Source organism: Rhodopirellula bahusiensis (genome assembly GCF_002727185.1).
GTDB lineage: Bacteria > Planctomycetota > Planctomycetia > Pirellulales > Pirellulaceae > Rhodopirellula > Rhodopirellula bahusiensis.
Map to the genome: position 1 here is coordinate 100,514 of NZ_NIZW01000022.1, position 19,042 is coordinate 119,555.

Annotated in this window: 13 protein-coding genes and 1 pseudogene; 5 read left to right on the forward strand and 9 right to left on the reverse strand. The window is 54.6% G+C overall.

Annotation, left to right across the window (positions count from 1 at the left end):
• The first annotated feature begins 67 nt into the window (after positions 1-67).
• Both CEE69_RS24135 and CEE69_RS24140 read left to right on the forward strand, forming a co-directional pair.
• Positions 68-2,146 (forward strand): serine/threonine-protein kinase, encoded by a 2,079-nt coding sequence (locus CEE69_RS24135; RefSeq protein ID WP_099263165.1) that lies wholly within the window; start codon positions 68-70, stop codon positions 2,144-2,146.
• Positions 2,127-2,795 (forward strand): hypothetical protein, encoded by a 669-nt coding sequence (locus CEE69_RS24140; protein ID WP_099263166.1) that lies wholly within the window; start codon positions 2,127-2,129, stop codon positions 2,793-2,795. The genes CEE69_RS24135 and CEE69_RS24140 overlap by 20 nt, the downstream gene beginning before the upstream one ends.
• 77 nt (positions 2,796-2,872) lie before the next feature.
• Here the strand turns inward: CEE69_RS24140 and CEE69_RS24145 are convergent, their stop codons facing one another.
• The 4 genes from CEE69_RS24145 to CEE69_RS24160 all read right to left on the reverse strand — a co-directional run bounded on the left by CEE69_RS24145 (position 2,873) and on the right by CEE69_RS24160 (position 8,458).
• Entirely contained in the window at positions 2,873-5,785 is a 2,913-nt protein-coding gene (locus CEE69_RS24145; RefSeq protein WP_099263186.1) for a leucine-rich repeat domain-containing protein, read from the reverse strand.
• A 146-nt stretch (positions 5,786-5,931) separates the two neighbouring features.
• Positions 5,932-6,738: a uracil-DNA glycosylase family protein gene (locus CEE69_RS24150; protein WP_099263187.1), complete on the reverse strand. Its 807-nt coding sequence runs from the start codon at positions 6,736-6,738 to the stop codon at positions 5,932-5,934.
• A 2-nt stretch (positions 6,739-6,740) separates the two neighbouring features.
• Complete coding sequence (locus tag CEE69_RS24155) at positions 6,741-7,505, reverse strand: hypothetical protein (protein ID WP_099263167.1); 765 nt, start codon at positions 7,503-7,505, stop codon at positions 6,741-6,743.
• Between the two features lie 8 nt (positions 7,506-7,513).
• Positions 7,514-8,458, reverse strand: a complete 945-nt coding sequence (locus tag CEE69_RS24160) for a shikimate dehydrogenase (protein ID WP_233215581.1) — start codon at positions 8,456-8,458, stop codon at positions 7,514-7,516.
• Positions 8,459-8,654: 196 nt separating this feature from the next.
• On the opposite strand from CEE69_RS24160, the gene CEE69_RS24165 reads away from it, so the two are divergent.
• Both CEE69_RS24165 and CEE69_RS24170 read left to right on the forward strand, forming a co-directional pair.
• Positions 8,655-9,953, forward strand: a complete 1,299-nt coding sequence (locus CEE69_RS24165) for a phenylacetate--CoA ligase (protein WP_099263188.1) — start codon at positions 8,655-8,657, stop codon at positions 9,951-9,953.
• 210 nt (positions 9,954-10,163) lie between these two features.
• Positions 10,164-12,524 (forward strand): polysaccharide biosynthesis tyrosine autokinase, encoded by a 2,361-nt coding sequence (locus tag CEE69_RS24170; RefSeq protein WP_099263169.1) that lies wholly within the window; start codon positions 10,164-10,166, stop codon positions 12,522-12,524.
• Between the two features lie 152 nt (positions 12,525-12,676).
• On the opposite strand, the gene CEE69_RS24175 is transcribed toward CEE69_RS24170, so the two are convergent.
• Both CEE69_RS24175 and CEE69_RS24180 read right to left on the reverse strand, forming a co-directional pair.
• Entirely contained in the window at positions 12,677-14,002 is a 1,326-nt protein-coding gene (locus tag CEE69_RS24175; protein WP_099263170.1) for a polysaccharide biosynthesis/export family protein, read from the reverse strand.
• Between the two features lie 64 nt (positions 14,003-14,066).
• Positions 14,067-14,948, reverse strand: coding sequence for a hypothetical protein (locus CEE69_RS24180; RefSeq protein WP_233215582.1), 882 nt, complete (start codon positions 14,946-14,948; stop codon positions 14,067-14,069).
• 669 nt (positions 14,949-15,617) lie between these two features.
• Between CEE69_RS24180 and CEE69_RS24185 the strand changes: the two genes are divergently transcribed.
• Positions 15,618-17,018: an O-antigen ligase family protein gene (locus CEE69_RS24185; RefSeq protein WP_099263172.1), complete on the forward strand. Its 1,401-nt coding sequence runs from the start codon at positions 15,618-15,620 to the stop codon at positions 17,016-17,018.
• A gap of 37 nt (positions 17,019-17,055) precedes the next feature.
• Here CEE69_RS24185 and tnpC read toward each other — a convergent pair whose 3' ends face one another.
• The 3 genes and pseudogenes from tnpC to CEE69_RS24200 all read right to left on the reverse strand — a co-directional run.
• Positions 17,056-18,381, reverse strand: coding sequence for an IS66 family transposase (gene tnpC / locus CEE69_RS24190; RefSeq protein ID WP_315852542.1), 1,326 nt, complete (start codon positions 18,379-18,381; stop codon positions 17,056-17,058).
• Positions 18,350-18,871: an IS66 family transposase gene (locus CEE69_RS24195; protein WP_099263174.1), complete on the reverse strand. Its 522-nt coding sequence runs from the start codon at positions 18,869-18,871 to the stop codon at positions 18,350-18,352. The genes tnpC and CEE69_RS24195 overlap by 32 nt, the downstream gene beginning before the upstream one ends.
• 53 nt (positions 18,872-18,924) lie before the next feature.
• Positions 18,925-19,042 (reverse strand): annotated as a pseudogene (locus CEE69_RS24200) (IS5/IS1182 family transposase); the annotation flags it as partial.

Consider the following 19,042-nt stretch of genomic DNA (forward strand, 5'->3'; position numbering starts at 1 on the left):
TGGCACGGGGAGCATCGGGCTCCCCGTGTGACCGTCCGAGTGAACCTGACGGAACGTTCTCGTCTTGATGAAAAGGCATGCGATGAGTGCTTTGGCCGATACAATGGAACTTCCCGCAGACTACTCGAACCCCATGCCATCTTCTCGTCCGATGAAATTCACCCACTCTCCAAACGATCTGGTCCTGGACCGATACACGATTCGTCGTGGCATCGGCGTGGGCGGATTTGGAGAGGTGTATTTCGCGGTCAGCCAAGCGGGCAAGGAAGTGGCTCTGAAACGCATCCAGCGAAATCTGGAAGTCGAACTGCGCGGCGTTTCTCACTGTCTGAACCTCAAACACCAAAACTTGGTGTCGCTTCACGACGTGTGTCGGGATGCCGACGACCAAACTTGGGTGGTGATGGAATATGTCGCCGGACCCAACTTGCGAGAGGTGTTGGACGCGGCTGCTAAAACGGCCGCCTCCGATTCTCGCAACGTGTTGCCCAGCGGCATGTTCGAATCTCAGGCACGCCACTGGTTCGCGGGAGCCGCAGCCGGCGTTGCCCATTTGCACTCGGCCGGTTTGGTTCACCGTGACATCAAGCCCGGCAACCTGTTCGACGACAATGGCATCGTCAAAGTCGGCGACTACGGGCTCAGCAAATTCATCTCCGCGTCGCACCGAAGCGGTCACACCGAGAGCATCGGAACGTTCCACTACATGGCGCCCGAGATCGGTCGTGGGCAGTACGGTCAAGAAATTGACTTGTACGCGCTCGGCGTGATCTTGTTTGAGATGCTGACCGGCGATTTGCCGTTTGATGGTGAGACTCCTCAGGAGATCATCGTCAAACACTTGACCGACTCACCCGATTTGTCGCGTGTCCCGAATCAATATCGAAACGTAATTCATCGATGCTTGCAAAAGGATCCTCGCAAACGTCCTCGTGATGTGGCCGAAATGCTTTCGCTGGCTTCGATGCCAACGGACGAGACGCCCGTTTTGGCGGAAGTGGTTGCTTCTGATTCGCATGAATCCAGCGGCGAAACATTCTGCTTCTACCCAAAGAAAAACCGTCACGTCGATCCCATGGTTGAGACCGCCGGGGTGGCTTCGCCCAACGCAGGCGGTGCGTCCATGGTTTTGAGTTCGTCGGCCGGGGAAGAACCAATCGCTCGAGCGGTACGCAATAGTTTTTCCGACGCACGGGCTTGGTGGCGAGCACTGGAAACGTCGCCCGGAATCAAACTGGTCCTGGCTATCTCCGCCGTCGCGATTCTGTTGATCAACACGCACTGGTTGTTGCCGGTGCTGTCGATGGTTGGGTTTTTCTACGTTCCTTACTACGTGATTCGTCACGTCGTGTTGCAACTGTCCGAACCCACTTCGTATTCGCCCACGTCGACGGATTCGCGAGGCGTGCCGCAGGGCGACCCCGCCGTGCATGCTGCCGCGAATGTTCGTCCGTCAGGAAAGAACGTCATGACGAAGGCTCAAGTTCGATCGTTGTTGAGGACCGGTCTGTCAGATCGGACCCGGTTGTCGCGTTCGGCTGAATGGGCGACTTCGGGTATGACCTCAATGATTGTCGCCGGTGTGCTGTTGTTGCTCAGTTCCGTGATCGGGATGCGAAGCACGCCGTTCACGCCGATGGCTCTGGCTCCCTATGTCTGGATGGCCTTGGTGATCTGGTTGGGTGCTTTTGGGTTGCTGGGCATTGGCAAATTCTGGGAAGGCAGTGAAGGCGAAGGGTTGGTGCGTCGACTGGTGTCCTCTTCCTGGGGTGCCTGCGTTGGCTTGCTCGCGTTTGTGCTTGGCCATTTCCTGATGGTGCCGATGGATGAGGGATTGGGCAGAGACATTGACGCAACGGTGCTTCCGGTTTCGTTTTATCTGGAATCCGGTGTGCCAAAAGCCGCCGCAATGATGGGCCACTTTGCATTGTTGTTCGCACTGCTTCGCATGTGGAAACCTGTCGATCCACTGCGTCGCGTTCGTTTGAGTTTGTGGGCAGTCACCGTTGCGGTCGTCGGTGAATGGGTCGTGCATCAAATCGTTCCGGTTCCGCAGCCGGCAGGCATGTTGATTGCCGGCGGCGTGATCGTGATGACACAATTGTCAGCTCCTTGGGTGAAATCTGATGCAATCTCAACAGTCTGAATACCGATGGACATCCATCGCACTGGCGATGGTCTTGCTGGGCGGATTGCCTGGTGTGAATTTTTCAAATGCGAGCCGTTGCTTTGCTGATGACGAAATCAAAATTGAGGCAAAGCAAACGGAAGGCGAAACCGCTGAACTCAGCGTCGCACCACTTTCGCATTTGATCTATCCCGATGATCGTCCCGGTTGGATCGACGAACCGATCACAGACGATGGCAAGGAATACAGCGTGGTCGTGACTTCGGGGCCAAGTGGTTCCATCGAAGAAGCCGACGAACTCGTCGGTGTCTACGCTCGCGGCGCTGTTCAGAGCTATGTCGATGAACTGGTGGCGAATCAAGAATGGGCGACCCATCCCGAGATGATCCCAATGGACATCGATTGGATCCGTGACGAATTGGTCGTGCGTCGCTACGAAGGCAACGTCCTGGTTGGCGACGAAACACAGTTCGAAAAAGCGGTTCTGATTCGAATTGAACCGGACGATAGACGAGTCTTTGAAACGGCCATCGCGGACCTAAAACTCAAAGAGCGTTTGGCAGCAACCGGACTCACGATCCTGGGCGGTTTTTCGTTGCTGGTCGGAGGATCGATTGTCCTCGGCGGTTTGGCTTCTCGGCAGAAGCAACCCACCACGGCTGCGTGAACAAAGCAGCGAAACGAAGACCGATGAGACCCTTCCACGTATGGCAAGTTCATTATTCAACTTGCCTCTTCCATCGGCTATTTGTTGGCCGTCAATTCATTGGCGGCACGAAACAGTTCGGTTGAGAATGCTCTTTCGGACTGCATCCGGAACTCAGCTAAATCCACAACGATGTGTCTCCGTTCTTCACTCTCGGCTGCTGAGTCGGCGATGTTCGATGCAAGCTGCGGCTCGATCGCGTTGTCTTCGGATGTCATTTCGCTCGAATCGTCCGGGAACTGCGAGTCCTCGAGGGTCATCAGATCCACGGGGCCCATCAAGACATGTGGCCGACGCGTTGGTTTTACAATTTGCCGATTGCGTACGTGGCAACCGATCAAACGTGTGCGATACGGTGGTGCAAAGTTGACAAAGAATGTTTGATCGTGAATGCCCAAATCCAATGTCAGTTGAGGGTTCGTTCGAAGCAAATCAGCAATTTGTTTGGGCTCCAAGTCGCAGTCTTTCAGGACCACTCGACGTAGCGTTTTGGAATTTGCCAGAATGTTGAGATGCGACTCACTGAGTTTGCAGCCACCGAGGTCAAGTGCCTCGAGGTTGCCTTCGGCGACCAGTCGTTCCAGGTCCTCAGGCGGGAAGTCGACTCCGCTTAAATTCAGTGAAGACAACTGATACAGCGTGCTGACAATGCGTCGTGCATCAGCGTTGAGAGGAACCCGAGCGATCGACAGCCGGCGCAGGGACGGTATCCCATGCAACCACTGGAACGTTCTTGCTGAGACCTCAGTGTCATCGAAATTCGCGACTCGCAGTCGAAGAAGTTTGGACCAGTAAGACGCCACTTCATCGTCCACGCGACAACCGGGAATCTCCAGTCCGGTTAGATATCTGTACTGTCCCAACGCCTGAAGCCGGTCGGTTGAGATGTTTGGATACGCCAGCACGATGTGGTCGAGCCGTTTGAATTGCAGCAGTTGATCGATAACGTCATCGTTGAGTTGGGGACCGCCACCACCGAAGTAACGGAGGTTGGTCAATCCTTCCAGGCTGGCTTGTTGAGGCCACGGGCTTTCGATCAACAGTTCGTCGAGAAGCGGAAGATCCTTCAGTCGCACGTCTTTGATGTCGCCGCGAATTTGAATGGAACCACGAAGACGGGGAAGACTTCTCAGTTCCAATCGATTCATCTTGGAAACCTCGAAGTGATCCAGCGAAATCAAGCTTTGATTCTCAGCGATCGTCAGCTGATCCAAATCAGAAAGGTCGGCGTGCACGCTTCTCAATTGCGGCAGCTTTGCCAGACAATTCTGAAGCCACTCGGCAGTGATGCGACAATCACGGATGCCGAGAGATTGCAGCTTCTGCAGATGAAGAATCCAATCCAAATCAGTGTACTCGATGTCACCTTTTTGAATGTTCAGCTGTTTCAAATAGGCAAGTGTTGAGAGTTGTTCGAGAGATTTGGCCGGGAAGTGAACCCCAGCAATATCGACCTTGGTTAGCGACGGCGTCTGAGCGATCTGCTTCAGCCAAGCTTCGTCACCCGCAATTGTGTTGACGCCGGTCGTGATCTGACCTTGCGAGTCATAGCTGTAGACGCCCAGGTAAATCTCTTTCAGACGACCGACTTCCGACAAATGAAGTTCCTTCAGATCGGCCGCGAAACACTCCAGCCGACGAAGGTTGGGGACATCTTGCAGGTCGACGCTTTCGAACCGCGTGAGTCCGTGAAGATTGTCGTTTCGACCGTATAGCAGCATCAGGTCGACCGGCTCCAGGATCCGCCGGAATCGGGGAAGATTCTTCGCGTGAAGCGAATGCTTTTGCGACCGATCGAGTGCAATTTCAGTCAGTGACGGCAGATCGGTCAGTGACAATTTGAGAGTCGCATCGTTGAAAATTCGAATCGAATTGCGAATGGAGAGACGTTTGAGGTTGGGCCACTGATAGATACTGAGATGCGCCGACTCGCCCGGTTTTGGACGGCTCAACATCAACGTTCGACAGGTGGCCGACCATTTTGGCTTGGAGATGGATTCCAGCTTCAGCGGGTTTCTCCGTAGATCAACGTATTGCAGCTTGTCCATCTCGTTGATTGGCTTCGCCATCTGAGAATTCAGTTGGCATTTGTCCAAACTGAGATGCATCAGCCGTTCACAGGCTCGAATGTCTTCGCAGATCTCGCTTGAGACCGGAGACTGGCTCAGCGTCAGACTGGCTAGTTCCGTGGCATGACGGAGTGGATCCAACGTGTGCTCATCCAAATGGCCATCGGAGATCAGAACGGATCGCAGCGTCTTGGTTCGAATGAGTTTTTGCACATCATCTTGGTCTGGCGAATACAGCTCCAACGTACGAAGTCGCAGGAAGTACGGGTGAAGCTGGACGGGAATCCTCTTCTTCAAAAACTGGGGTGCTTCAAAAGTGAACTGATAGCCGCCACGCGATTTCAATGAGTCGATGCTTGCCAAGTGTTTCTTGGCGGTCCAGTTGCTGGTGAAGATCAAACTGGCCGGCATCAGGAAGCAAGCCGACGCGACCGCGATGTCGAACTTTCGTCGGGTGCGTTCGGGCGTTTCAGATACCGCGATGCGTTCTCCTCGCCAACACCAAAGCCGAAACGCGAGATAAACCAGAGCGGAAGCGAAAACAATGTCAGCGAGCAAGGCCCAGCTCGACCAATACTGTGGCGAGTGTTTGGCAAGCGTGTGTGCTGCGAGAGCATTGCTGGTGGGATTTCGCGATGATCCTTCTGGACCTTCGTCGATCACGACTTGGTATCGCCAAGGCCAACCCGCTCGAGTGATCTGATCCGCATCCACAACTGGAACACGCTGTACAAGCGCGAATGGCTCGCCCATCCAACGTTCGCTGATCTGGGTATATCGCCAAGGCAAATTGAGGAGAACCGCCAAAAGTCCGATCATAGTGCCGACGGCAATTGCGGTCAGCCGAGTGCGACGGCGATACTGCGAGACTGAATCCAACAAATCGTTGCCCCATGCGAGTGCTTTCTCCGCAGAGGGGTTCCTGTGCGGCTCTCCGGTCAATCTGTCGTCAGTTTAACAGACTCATTTGACCGATGATCACGTGAAATTTGCAACTTTGGTTCAGTCGATGGGCTGTTTCGGCTGCTTCACCAAATGTGGGCATCCATCAGTTGGCGGGTCACTTTGCCGGCCCAATCTTTGTTTGCCGCAGGGGAAGCGGGACTTGGATGCAGAATTCGATGGATCGCCGGTGAGGCTTTGGCTGCGCTCGTTTTGCTAGCGGATTTCTTCGCCGTCGCGGAGTCAGCATCTTGCTCCATCGACTTCACGACTCGTTTGAGGCAGTTTTCTGCGAACGCACCCACACCGACCAAGTCTGTCCACTGTGCCGCTGCAATGACCTTTTTCAAATGCACATCGCAGATGGCCTGCAAAGCCTCTCGTTCGTCGGCGAGCAACTTGTCCGGGGTTCGATTCTTTCCGCCCGCTTCCATGAACACGAGCGGGCAGTAATTCGCGACGAAATAGTTCTCGAAGAACTTGGAGGGGTTGGGGTACTTTTCAGCGACCAATCCCCACAACCGGCGTCCGCTGACTTCGCTTCGCGAACAGTTCAATCCTTCGACGGGGCGTTTGGGATGCTCGTTGTCTGGTCGTTCGACTTCGCCTTTCAGTCCCATCCACTGAACGACGGAATTGATTTCACCGAAGGGAACTCCCGTTTGTGCCATGCCCCATGGACCTGGGTTCATACCGAGGAACAAAACGTGAGCGTTGGCTCCGATTTGTCGGACGTATTGTTCATGAAGTCCCCATGCATATCGCAGAGGGTTGTAAACGTGTGTGACTGGTTCGTCGAATTGAAGCTGGTCAACTCCATCGGCAAGCTCGCTCGCAGCATCGAGCAGTTGCTTTTGAATCTTCTTTGAACTTGGGTTTTTGGCGGACGGCATGGTCACTGTGGGTTGGGGTTGCGTGTCGGCGTTGAGATTCCAACGGACTGGTTGAGGATCATGATTTTCTGCCAGATTTTTCGCGACAAACCGGTGGAGAGCTGTTCGACTTCGCTGACGGCCGCGACCGAGGCCGGATCGTCGAAGTTCTTGACGTAGAGAGCAGCGATCTTGCCGGTCAACGACAGCATCTCACTGCAATAGTCGAGGTAGCGGTTCAGTTCCAGCGGTGTCATCTTCTGCCGCGGTGAGTTGTCGGTGCCGCGGAAGTTGGATAGCACCCGCTCGGGATCCTTTGTGAGTTGATGCATGTCGATGATGTGGCACATCGATCGCAACTCGTGAATGGCAGTCAAAGCGCGGCGCCGTTTCAGTCGCGTTTCCAGCGAGATCAAAAAATAGATGCCCGCACTGAGCAGCAGCATCACTTGGCTGGACGAATCCGCCATCGCGATCAAGTTGGGCAACTTCATGTCATCGCTGGACAAGTCCGTCGTGGCGGGTTGTGCGATGGAGAAAATCAGCACGATCAAGGAGCCGATCAACCCCGCGAGCAGCAGATAGCTTGCGAATCGTATGTGTCGAATCGGGCGGCCGATTTCCTGCGATCGCTGAGAAGCACTGCGTCCAACTTCCAGCAATTCTCCGCACAAATGCTGGAGTCCTGAATCGGGGAACCGCTCGCTGATGCGACGTTGCAGCTTTGCAATCGTTTCCACGATGTGGGTGTCTTGCAGAGTCAGGCGAGAGGTCAATTGCTTTTCCATCGGAACCTTTAAACGGACAAGTACTCTTCCATGGCCTCGCGAAGAACATCCACCTGCACTTCGGCACCAAGCCACTGAGGAACGACTTTCGCCAAGCAGGCAGCGTGGATGTCCCAGCGTGTGATGCAGTTGCTGCCCGCATCCATTTTGCAGCGTTCCCATTCGCTGATGTCGCTTGCGTCCCAGTTCTCGTTCAGATCCACCAACACGGTTCCCGGTGGAGTGGTCGAGCTGCGAAACGCATCGATGATTTCGGATGCAGGACCGTCCACCGCTAACCAAACATTCGCGAGTGAGGTTGTCGTGATCTGTTCCGGTGATGTGACCATCACGATGCGGTCGACCGTCGATTCGATTTGTGCATCAGTTTCCGATGGACAATCTGGGTCGATCCGTTTCGAAGGAGCGTCTTTGTCCGGTGGACTGGTTTGCATCGCCTCTGTCGTGACGAGCTGATTTTCAGAGACCAGTCTTTGTGCGAGTTGTTTGCGAACATCTGCATCGGAACAGATGATGAGCACCTGCTGGACGGAAAAACCACCCAATTCCAACTGCGTGCGAATCAACTGGGTCCAGGTTTGTTCTCGGACCGAGATCGCTTGCCAATGAGAGTTGCTTTCATTCTCCGATTTGGATTCTGGCGAACTTCGAAGCGCCTCCGGGGGATGCGACGGATCGGTTGCCGTGATGCCCAGCTTGCTGGCGAAGTCAGCGTTTCGCGAAATCTGACCCCGGCAACTGGCGTCGATCCAAACACCACGAAAACTCATCGCGTGCATACCCTCCAGAGCGATGGGCAACTGCTTCGGGTTGAGATCGAACGACAAGACACGGCAATCCACATTGGCTTGTTCGAGTGCACTCTCGAGAGCGAATTGGGTTGGATTGCCGGCAACGGGATGGCCAACCACCGCAAGCACGGGCTCAATCTTTTCGTCCATGGATGACGGCATGCCGTGACTGGTGAGACGTTCAATGATGTCGGAGGCTTCACTTGTCGAAGCTGCGATTCGGATCGCTCCTCTCTACGCCCAGTCTACCGTCATCTATCCTGATGCACGACCTTGCTATGCTGGTCCACTCGGCGGCGGTTTAGTTTGTTTCCCCCATTTGCGGCCGCAGTGCTGCTGCATCACGACGAACATCTTCATGGAACTTTCTCGACCTGAATTCCGCTCGATGGATCGCGAGCCCCTTCGCCAACATCAATGGGCTCGGTTGCAACGAGTTTGGCAGCGGCTGAAGGAATCAAGGCATCCGCTCTATCAAGAGACAATTGCTGCGACGCCAGATTTACGTGATTGGGAATCGTTCGAATCGTTGCCGTTTTTGAACAAGTCCGACTTGCTGGGTGATTCTCGGGAGGATCCATCCAAGCTGTTCACTCAACCTCGGCAAGCTTATTCGCGAGCTCATCAGACCAGCGGTTCACGCGGCTGGCCGATGCCCATCTTTGACACGTCTGATGATTGGCGTTGGTGGTTGAATTGTTGGCAGTACGTTTTGGATGCAGCTGATGTCACGCCCGCTGACACGGTCATGATGGCGTTTTCGTTCGGCCCGTTCATCGGGTTTTGGACTGCCAACGATGCATTGGTGCAGCGAGGGTGCCTCGTCGTTCCCGGTGGTGGTCTGTCTTCATCAGCTCGTTTGCAGATGATGCTGGATCGTGAGTGCACCGTGGTGTGTTGCACGCCGACGTACGCGATGCACTTGGCTTCTGTTGCGAATGAGCATGGGATCGATTTGAAAGGCAGCAGCGTTTCCAGATTGATCGTCGCTGGTGAGCCGGGTGGAAGCGTTCCTGAGATCCGTCGTGCGATCGAAGAGCCTTGGGGGGCACGTGTAATCGATCATGCTGGTGCAAGTGAGCTCGGAGCGTGGGGATTTCCGACCGCTGACGATCGTGGATTGCACATCATCGAGTCTGAGTTCATCGCTGAGTTTGTGGTGTTTGACGAAGAAGACCGGGCCGTGCGTTTCGCGGAGCCGGGTGAAGAATCGGAATTGGTGATGACCAACTTGGGACGCGTTGGTGGACCAATTGTTCGTTATCGAACCGGTGATATCGTTCGACCGGTTTGGGATCACGGGTTGGAATGCCAGTTCGTCAAACTAGACGGCGGCGTGATTGGGCGGGCGGACGACATGCTGGTCATCCGTGGCGTCAACGTCTTCCCCGCCAGCATCGAAGCCATCATTCGTCAGACAATGCCCGAAGCCGAGTTTCGGATGATCGCGACTCGTCGGGAACACTTGGACCAACTTTCGATCGACATTGAATCTGCGGCGAAGTTGGAATCGACGAATGGGAGCTTGGGAGATCTACGGGAACTGCAAAATGCGTTTCGTGAGCGGTTGGCATTGCGAGTCGAGATCACGTCGGTGCCAATGGGATCGCTACCGCGATCGGAGGGGAAATCGAAACGCTTTGTGGATCATCGCTGATCTGGATTGGTCGTTCGTGCGGATCGCAGGGGTTGTCCGGGCTTTGGTTCTAAGGTGCTGTCACATTGACAGCACTTCGCACGGGAAAAGCGGGCAAAAACGCTTTTTCGCTTGACGATATCGAGAGCGCAAGTGAACATCGGTTTGTCACGGTAGGGGGAGTACCTGAATCCCTGCGGTCCACAATCGATCGATCTCGAGAAACAATCTATGGCTGAGTCTGCCAAACCGACCAACCGACTTCCCGCCCGCGGCCCATCTAGCTCAACGTCTGACGGGGAAGAAACGCTGGATGTTCTACAGATTTTGAGCCGGCAACGGTGGCTGATCGCGTTTCTGTCGATCGCAGGCCTCGCGGCAGGTGTTGCCTACGCACTGAACGCTCAGGTTTGGTACGAGTCCAACGCCAAGGTTCTGATCAACCAGAAGAGTGCTGGTTTGGGTGGCAATAGTACCGGTACTGACATGGTTGATGAGGACATTCTCGCCAACCATATGGAGTTGATTCAAAGCCGAATGATTGTCGGTGAGGCCTTGGAGCAAACCGAGTTAGTGGATTTGCCTTCTATCGAATCTCACCTGGATGAGAAAACGGATGCGATCGACTATGTCATCGATCAACTTTCCATTGTCAAAGGTGGAGATGGTTCCGCCAAGACGGCTCGAAGTCTCAACATCACGTTCACGCATACGGAACCTGATGATGCGAAGCTGATCTTAACCGCCGTGATGAAACGCTACGAGCAATTCATCATCGACCAGGTCGAACAAGTGATGGGCCGTGCGAATGAGATGGTCAACAAGGCAAAGACGGAAGTTGAAGCCGAGTTGGTTGCCGCTGAGCAAGAACACTTGAAAGCTCGTCAGGAAGCTCCGTTGTTTTTTCAAGGCGAAGGCAGCAGCAATATCTACCAGGATCGCTATCGCCGATTGCAAGACGAATTGCTGGATCTCGATATTCAAGAGTCAACGGTAAAAACTCGTTTGACTCGAGTGGATGAGACCCTGAAAGAAATGGATGAGTCGACAGATCCAATCGATCAACTCGACAAGCTTGCTCTAATTGACAGTGATAGCTTGGAGCGTCTTGGTGTCTTTGCTGGCCTGCAAATGAACTCAGCTAACACGGCTGAATTCAAAGCTGCGATGCCGGCCAAAATGGAGGAAGCTCGAACGCAAATCACTCATTTGCTCCAACTCAATAGTGAAAAACAACGACTGACGTCGGTGTTTGGGCCGGGCCACCCGAAGGTGCAAGAGCTGGAAAGTGAGATCACGCTGGTCAAGGAATTCTTGCAAGACCAGAAAGAACTCACCAGCCCCGCCGAAATGTTCGGCGATAGTGCTCTTACGCCTGAAGGATTGTTGAAGGCTTATGTGGGTTTCTTGAATCACGATTTGGCGGCACTTTCCGAACGTCGCAAAGAACTGACCTATCTCGCGGCCGATGCTGAAACAAAAGCGAAAGAACTGATTGAGTACGAACTCACCGACATGATCTTGCAAAAGAAGATCGGTCGACAAGAAGATTTGTTCGAAGGCGTTGTGCAACAGCTTCGAGAATTGGATACGGCGAGCGGATTGACCGGGTATCTCTACGAGTTTTTGGCCGTTCCGCGAATCGGTCAAAAGTCTTGGCCGAAACTGCCACTTTGCGGACTAGGCGGTCTGATGCTAGGGCTGTTTTCTGGTTTGTTCCTGGCTGTTGCCAACGATGTCCGTGATGGTCGTTTCCGGTCGGCTGCCGAATTGGACGATGCGATCGGCCTGCCTAGTCTCGGTCGCGTTGGCAAGCTGAATTCAATCAATCAGGGCATCAAGGGTTTGATTGCAACGGAGCTTTCGCCTGACGCCGAAGCGTTCCGTCTGGGGCGCACCATGCTGCTGCCCGATATTCGAAACGGCAACGTACGTGCGATTGGCTTCACCAGCCCCATGCAAGGCGATGGTAAATCAACCGTGGTTTCCAACTTCGCGGTGTCGTTTTCTCAAGTCGGGTTGAAGGTATTGGTCATCGACGCCGATCTGCGTCGTCCAAGTGCTCATCGCTATTTCAGTCTCGGAAAAGAAGATGGGCTTTGCGATGTCCTCGAAGGCCGTTTGGAAATCCCGGAAGCAATCAAGGCGACCGAAGCTGACAATGTCTTTGTGATGACATCGGGATCGTCTAGTCAAACACCTGCTGAACTATTGCAATCACAACGACTCGATGAAGTTTTGGCGGTTGTGAAAGAAGACTACGACTTGGTCTTGGTTGACTTGCCGCCTGTGCTGGCAGTTTCCGACCCCGTGGTCGTGATGCCGCGATTGGATGGTGGCATTTTGGTCGTCAAGGTTGCCAATGTTCGCCGCGATGAAGTGGTTAACACGCTTCGCCGGATCGATAGTTCCGGCGGTGAGATGTTGGGCTGCATGCTCAATGCATTCGGAGCCGGCAAGAAATTTGACTCCGATGGTGGCTATTACGGATACTACAAGAGCGACTACACCCGACCGTCATCATCGACAACACGTCAATCTGCCCCCAAGGCAGCGACGATTTCCAGCAACGGGCAACCCAAACCAGAGTAGAGCAGGCTGTCAGTGTAGAACAGTTGTCCTCAACTGTTCCCCTCCGAGCAAGAGCCTCCAATCGATTTTCTGCTGGTGCGATATCAACGCAAAAAAAGGCCGCGAACAAAAATGTTGTTCGCGGCCTTTTGGCTTTTTCGATCAGGCAATCACTATTCTCGAGTGAATGCGACCAAGATTGAATCGCCGCTGAAGTAGTTCAGGAACCCGTTGAAGAACGCTCCACCTGGTTTCTGTTGCAACATCACAACATCATCAGGAAGAATTCGAATCCGTTCTTTCGGATCCTTCATGGCACGATCGAGGTCGCAGCGGATCGTCATTTGTCGTCCATCGGGCAGCGTCCGCAGAATCAACACGCGGCTTGGTTCGCGAAGGTAACCTGGCGTTCCACCGGCCAGAACGCTTCCGTCCCGTCCGAGAGGACCACCGGCTGAACCGCTGGCGAGTGCGATCGCTTCGATAATGTCGACGTCTTGGTCACGTGGCAACGGCACGCGTCCACCAGGTAGCAACCCACCGGAGATGAAGTACTCGTTCCGACGTGGGATGAAGACAACATCGCCTTCTTCCAGGATGACGTCTTCTTGCGTGAACGGTAGGTTGTCACAGGGGCATCCTGCAAGCGGAATGCGAATGACACCTGCGTTGCATTGCCCGCCTTCACCACCAGAAACAATGCTCTGCAATTGGCCGCCGCTGATGAAGCTGTTGTTGAGTCCCGCACTTGCACGGATCACGTACAGTTCACGAGCCGCATCGGTGCCCGGCAATCCACCGGTCGACGCCAAAGCGTGCAAGACGTCGTTTTCATAAATGGGCAAGTCAATCACTTCACCTGAACCGCGATGAATTTCATCGACGGCTTGCGGAGACACCAAAGCAACCGCTGTACTTGGCGTGTCTTCGCGAAGAACAACGACCCGTTTCACTCGTGGAATCAGCAGGTCCACTGTGACGCGTTCCTTGCCTTCTTGAACGACTTCTTCTTCGATCAGACGAGAAGAAACTCGTTCAATGGCTTCATTCATCGTCAGGCCATTGACATCCAATCGACCGATGATTGGAAGCGTGATGCTACCATCTGCATCGACCTGAATTGGAAGACCGGTCGTTGGAGCAACGACACTGCCACGTGGTGGATAGTAGCGTTGGTTAACAGCCTGAGTTCGTTGTTGAACTGGAGTCTCTTCTTCATTGGGCGGGAACACTCCGAAGACATAGACACTGAGCGTGTCGCCAGCGGCGATCCGGTGAGCTGCGGGTTTGGGTTGCCCGAGTGTTGCATAGGGCAAAGGGCCCAGTGCTTCACGTGAGCAAGCAAACAGTTCCGGGTCGAGCCGGTGGGCAGGAACCGCGTGAGCGGCTGACGAAACCAAGTGTTGGTGACAGCCAGTGGTGCTGATCGCAGCCAGTGCAAGCAATCCGCATGCGGTCTGTGCCACGCTTTTCAGAATCGATTCTTTTGAGCGGGTCATTGCTGAGTCCCTTCGCAATGCAAGGAATGTATGTGTTGTTAAAGTTGCAAAAACGGGAACTCGACTATTCGGCGAGTTTGACAACCGGTTTGGTTTCGATCATTTCAAAGAATCCAGCCGGCAATGCGATCGCGTTGCCACTGGCGTCTTTCAGTTCAGCGGTCGCCTTCAAGCCTTGAGCGATTGGCTCAGCCATACGGACAATCGTTGTCCGAGCTGAAGCCGGTTTGGCTTCGATTGATCGAACGTTTTTCTTCGCAACCAATTCTGACTCGCGTTGAGGAGCGGCACGGCGGGTCACGGATTCGGTTGAACCTTCCGTTGACGACTGCTTGCCGAATTCCTTTTCATCGCTTGGCAGAACACCGGCGTCTAGGTTCTGAACTGCATTCTTTTTCGCGGCCGCTGCCTGCAAGTCGCTGAACGACTTTTCGATATCGGTTGTTTCGATAGTCGGCATTGGCACAGGTGCCATTTCGATCATCTCATCCGAAACCGGCATGCCGATCGCGGGCATTCCACAGGGGACGCATGTTCCGTCGGCGCAAGGTTCCTCACATCGTGGGAACGGGCATTCGCAAGTTTCAAAAATGCGAATGGTGTGTGTGTCAGGGAACTGCTCGGCGCGAGCTGCACCGTCCTGCCAACCGCTGTAGTAAGCGTGACGTTTGTTGTCACACTCCTTCAGGATTTGACCCGGCTTCCAGTAACGCGATGGAGCAACGGCCGGAGGGCAGGTGCTTCCGCCGGTTGAGACTTCATAGAAACCGTCAATCCAGCCCAATTTGTAGTCGTGCGGGTAGCACGACGATTCTGGGTTCCCGCACTTAACGTACTGGACCATCGCTCGAGCCGACTGAGTGTGCTCGTAGCAGCAATCATCCAGCGATGCACAACCGCCGAACGGGACCAGCAGCAGCATGGTCGCTAAAAGTTTTCGTTTCATTTTCATACTCGCACCGTGGCTCGTTCGAGGCCCGTGATTGGGATCGCCTACCGGTGTTTTCGGAAAGTCAAGGGAATTGCCGGTGGCGAACTCAGGAAAACACGGCCAATTGGCACTCCCCCCATCCTGCGAGCTTCAAAACCGGCGCGACTGCAACAGCCGTCAAAGTTTGCCCAGGCGGCTCGCTAGGGTTTGGGCGACTGCTCGCAACCCGCCACGCAACAACGTTTTGCACATCTTTGCCTCGCTATTCATAACCCGCAGCGTCAGCAAGGAAGCACAAACCGTGCAACGGATTGGGTGTACGCTTCTTTCATCAAAAGCTGGTAAGTAAGATTGACCAGCCAGCAGGCTCTCCATGCGATTCTCAACGCAGCAAATGATCGCGACCCAGACTAAATTGATGTCACGCTGAACTGGTTGCCTTCCGCCCGGCAGCCAAATTCGCCAGGACCGACCGTTGTTCGCAACCTACCGCCGAAACACGATCTAATTTCAGCAGCAGGACGCTCCAGGCCCGTATTTGCGTCCTAACCCGCAGCGTTAGCAAGGCTCCCAAAGTCAACGTGCTAGACCGCAAGGGGTGACCGGTGAAATCCTAAGTTTTTTGGGCGGCAACGATCCATCTGCGGCTCTTTTCTTCCTTCCTCTTTCAACCTTCACCTGCACATGTTCAGCCCCGAAATTGCGTTTTGGATCATGCTGGCCGTGTCCCTCGGTTTCGCAGGATGGTTCGGTTGGAAGCACGGCAAGCACTACGCGCTGGGGGCCGGGATGGCAGCCTCGCTGTTCGCGGGCACGTGGTTCGAAATCGTCGTGCTGGGCACTCGGATCAACGTGACGATGGCGACTGCGATTGTGCTTCTGGTGGTCTATTGCACGCACTCATGGCGAGAGATCTTTCGGTTCCTCGGACCGCTGGATTACTTGATTGGTGCGATGACCATCTGGCACATCGTCGTCGACACGTACTATGGCGAGCAACCACTCGCAGTCGCCGCCCAAGCCTACGGCCAGTGGATGCTTCCCTACGCAGCAGGGCGATATGCATTTCTCCATCGGGATGCCTTGCTCAAACTCGCGCCCGTTTTCGGCATCATCGGTGCCGCTATCTCCATGTTTTGTATCGCGGAAGCTTGGACCGGGATCAATTTGTGGGAGGCAGCGTTTTCGCCTCGTGACGAACTCGTCACTTTCATCGGCCAACTGCGTTACGGGCTCGCGTACCGGGCCTGCGGCCCCACCCGACACGCAATCTTTCTGAGCAACGTGCTACTCACCCTGGTCCCCTTTGCCATTTTGATGACGCAGCGAGAAATTGCATGGGTTCCTGGACTCGGCAAATGGAATCGATGGATCGGTTCCGTCCTGTTAGCCGTGCTCCTTTTAGGTGTCGCATCGTCGCTGTCTCGCGGACCCATTGTGACTCTTATTCTGGCTGGCGGTCTCGCACTGGCATGGCACTATCGCCCGGCTGCCTGGGGACTGTCAGTAGTCGTTATCGTTTTAGCGGGATTGGTTGCAGGCAATTGGGATGGATTTCTTCGTCTACTTGAGTCTGATGCAGATGAGCACAAACGAGCAGCGGTGTTGGTCGTCGACGATCAACAGGTCGTGTACACCGGGACTCGGAATCGTTTGGTCAATCTGCAGGTTTACGTGCCGATATTGATCGAGGGCGGACCATTGGGCTATGGAACAATCAACAGCACAGGATTTCCGCCGGCCAACCTGCCAGGACTGCCAACGGATCCAAAAGTAAGGAAACGTCTCGGAATCGTCGACAACGCATTCCTAAACAATGGCCTACGTTTTGGCTGGGTTGGACTCGTTTTATTTTCGGGCTTGTTCATCGCCGCAGCAACCACCGCGTTCCAACTGTCGCGCCCGGCGAGCACCTATTTCTTCCCACTCGATCATCGCTATTTCATTGCCACCGCAACCCTCACGATCGCGTTTCTATTCGAAATCGCCACAGTGTTCTGGTCATACGACTACGCTTTCTGGGTACTATTCGGGTTCGGGTTGATCGCAGGGCTGGTATCGCAATCAAAGAGACCTGGCTTGTAACGTGGTGGATCGAAATGTGCTGGTTCAGCGTAACCGTTCACCGGGACCATTTGGGCTGGTGGGTTGACGGCTGTTTTTTGAGGCGTCGTCGGCGGCGGGCGCGTCGGGATCGCTTGCGGTCGGCTGCTTGTCGGCGTTCGTCTTGCCGGTAGTCGCGGATGGATTCCGGGTGCGAGTCTCTCCAGACAGCTGGACTCAGCGCTGACCAGTCGGTTTCGCCATCAAGTGCTCGGCGCAGCACATCATCCAAGTACGCGTGAACGTCCAAGTCATTGCGGATCGCTGTCCCGATGATTGTCATCAAGTTCGCCGCTCGCTCACCTGCTGACAACGATCCTTTGAATAACCAGTTCTTGCGGCCCGTCGCCACTCGCTTCATCAACTGCTCACAGTCGTTGTTGTCGATCGGAACGCGAGCGTCTTCGGTGAACCGATTCAGTGCCGCCCAGTGTCGACGCACGTACGCTGCCGCCTGGCCAAGATTGCTTTTGGGAAGCACCTTGGACGAACTCATCGTTTCGCTTTTCAGGTATTCGTCGATCAAGCCCAGCACGTGACGCGAGAGGCTTTGTCGCCGCGACAGTCGCTCCGCATAATCGAGAGTCTTGATTTGATCTTCGATGTCGTAAAGCATCCGGATCAGCGATTCCAGCTTCGCCACTTGGATCGGGAATGCACGGCGGCACTCGTCAATCTTGCGACGCGCATGGGCCCAGCACGCTGCGAACATGATTCGCGAGTCGCTGCGCACATCGATCTTTTGAAAGCCTGACCAGCAGTCGCCGATCAGCGTTCCTTCATAATCCGCCAGCACATCATCAGGGCCGTCACGGTGACGACTGACCGTGAAGTCGAACGCGACCACCGGAAGACGCGATGCGTAGTAGCCCCAGAAGTTCGCTTGGATGCTTGGCTTGCCAGAGGCGATCGCCTTTTCAAGCACTTCGCCGATTCGCTCAGCGCGTGGATGATTGGATAAGTCGGGAATCGCTTGGGGCGTGATCAGCACCACGCCGGTGTCATCACAGCCCACGCAAGCATCTGTCTTGAGAAACGACCGCAAGTGATCGGCCAGTGGGCGTAACACGAACTCGACGGAGGTTTCGATATTCGCCAGCGTGCTACGACTGGGCGTCCAGCCGCTGCCGGCGAACAGGTCTTGCTGGCGATAAAACGGCAGGTGAAAGAAGTACTTCCACGCGATGACTTCGACACCGATCGATGCGTCGAAGCGATCCCCAGCGACCAGTCCGGTAGGACGTTCGGGGCTGATGATGCCCGGCTCATCGTCGGTGCGATTCTTTTCAATCGACTGAACGTATTTGGCGTACCTATTGACGCGGACACGGAGTTCGGGTCGGATCCACTCGAGCGTCTCTTAGCTTCAAGCCCTCGCGTCGATCTTCTGGAAGGTCAACGATCCGCTCAACGCGCGGCAAGTGCTCGGGGAACTTGCGATCATTTTTGGCGGGCGGCTTGCTACGTCGTTTCTGTTTTTTTTCCTCAGGGTCTTGGGTGATCTGCTCCGCTTCCCGAACGGCTTCTTCCAACGCACTGACTACTTCAGGAGTCGCTTCATCGCCGAGATCCAGAAACAGCTGCCCATCACCGTCGACGCGGAGTTCACTCCGTCTGCCAAAGAGTTGCTGAAGCAGTTTTTCGACCTTCAGCTGGAGGTCAATGTTCTTTTCCTCGAGCTTGTCATTGTGGCTCTTCAGCTCGAGGACCGAGTGGGCTTGCTCTTCGACTTGCGACTGCAAGCTTGCGACCATCCGGCGAAGAGACTCCATGTCATCAGGCAGTTGCCTTGAGTCACTGGGCAGTTGAACGTTCGTTGATCGCTTTGCATCCATGGTGCGCAATTATACGAAACGCACCCTGGATGCAATGTGTTCTCATTTAGAACCTATCCGAGAACCCCGATTCTACTGTAGACAAAATAGGCCAGAGCGATGTGTAGCCCAGCAAGATGGTTTTGAGTTTTCTTATCCCATCGTATTAGGATCGCTCGGAAGCGATTGAGC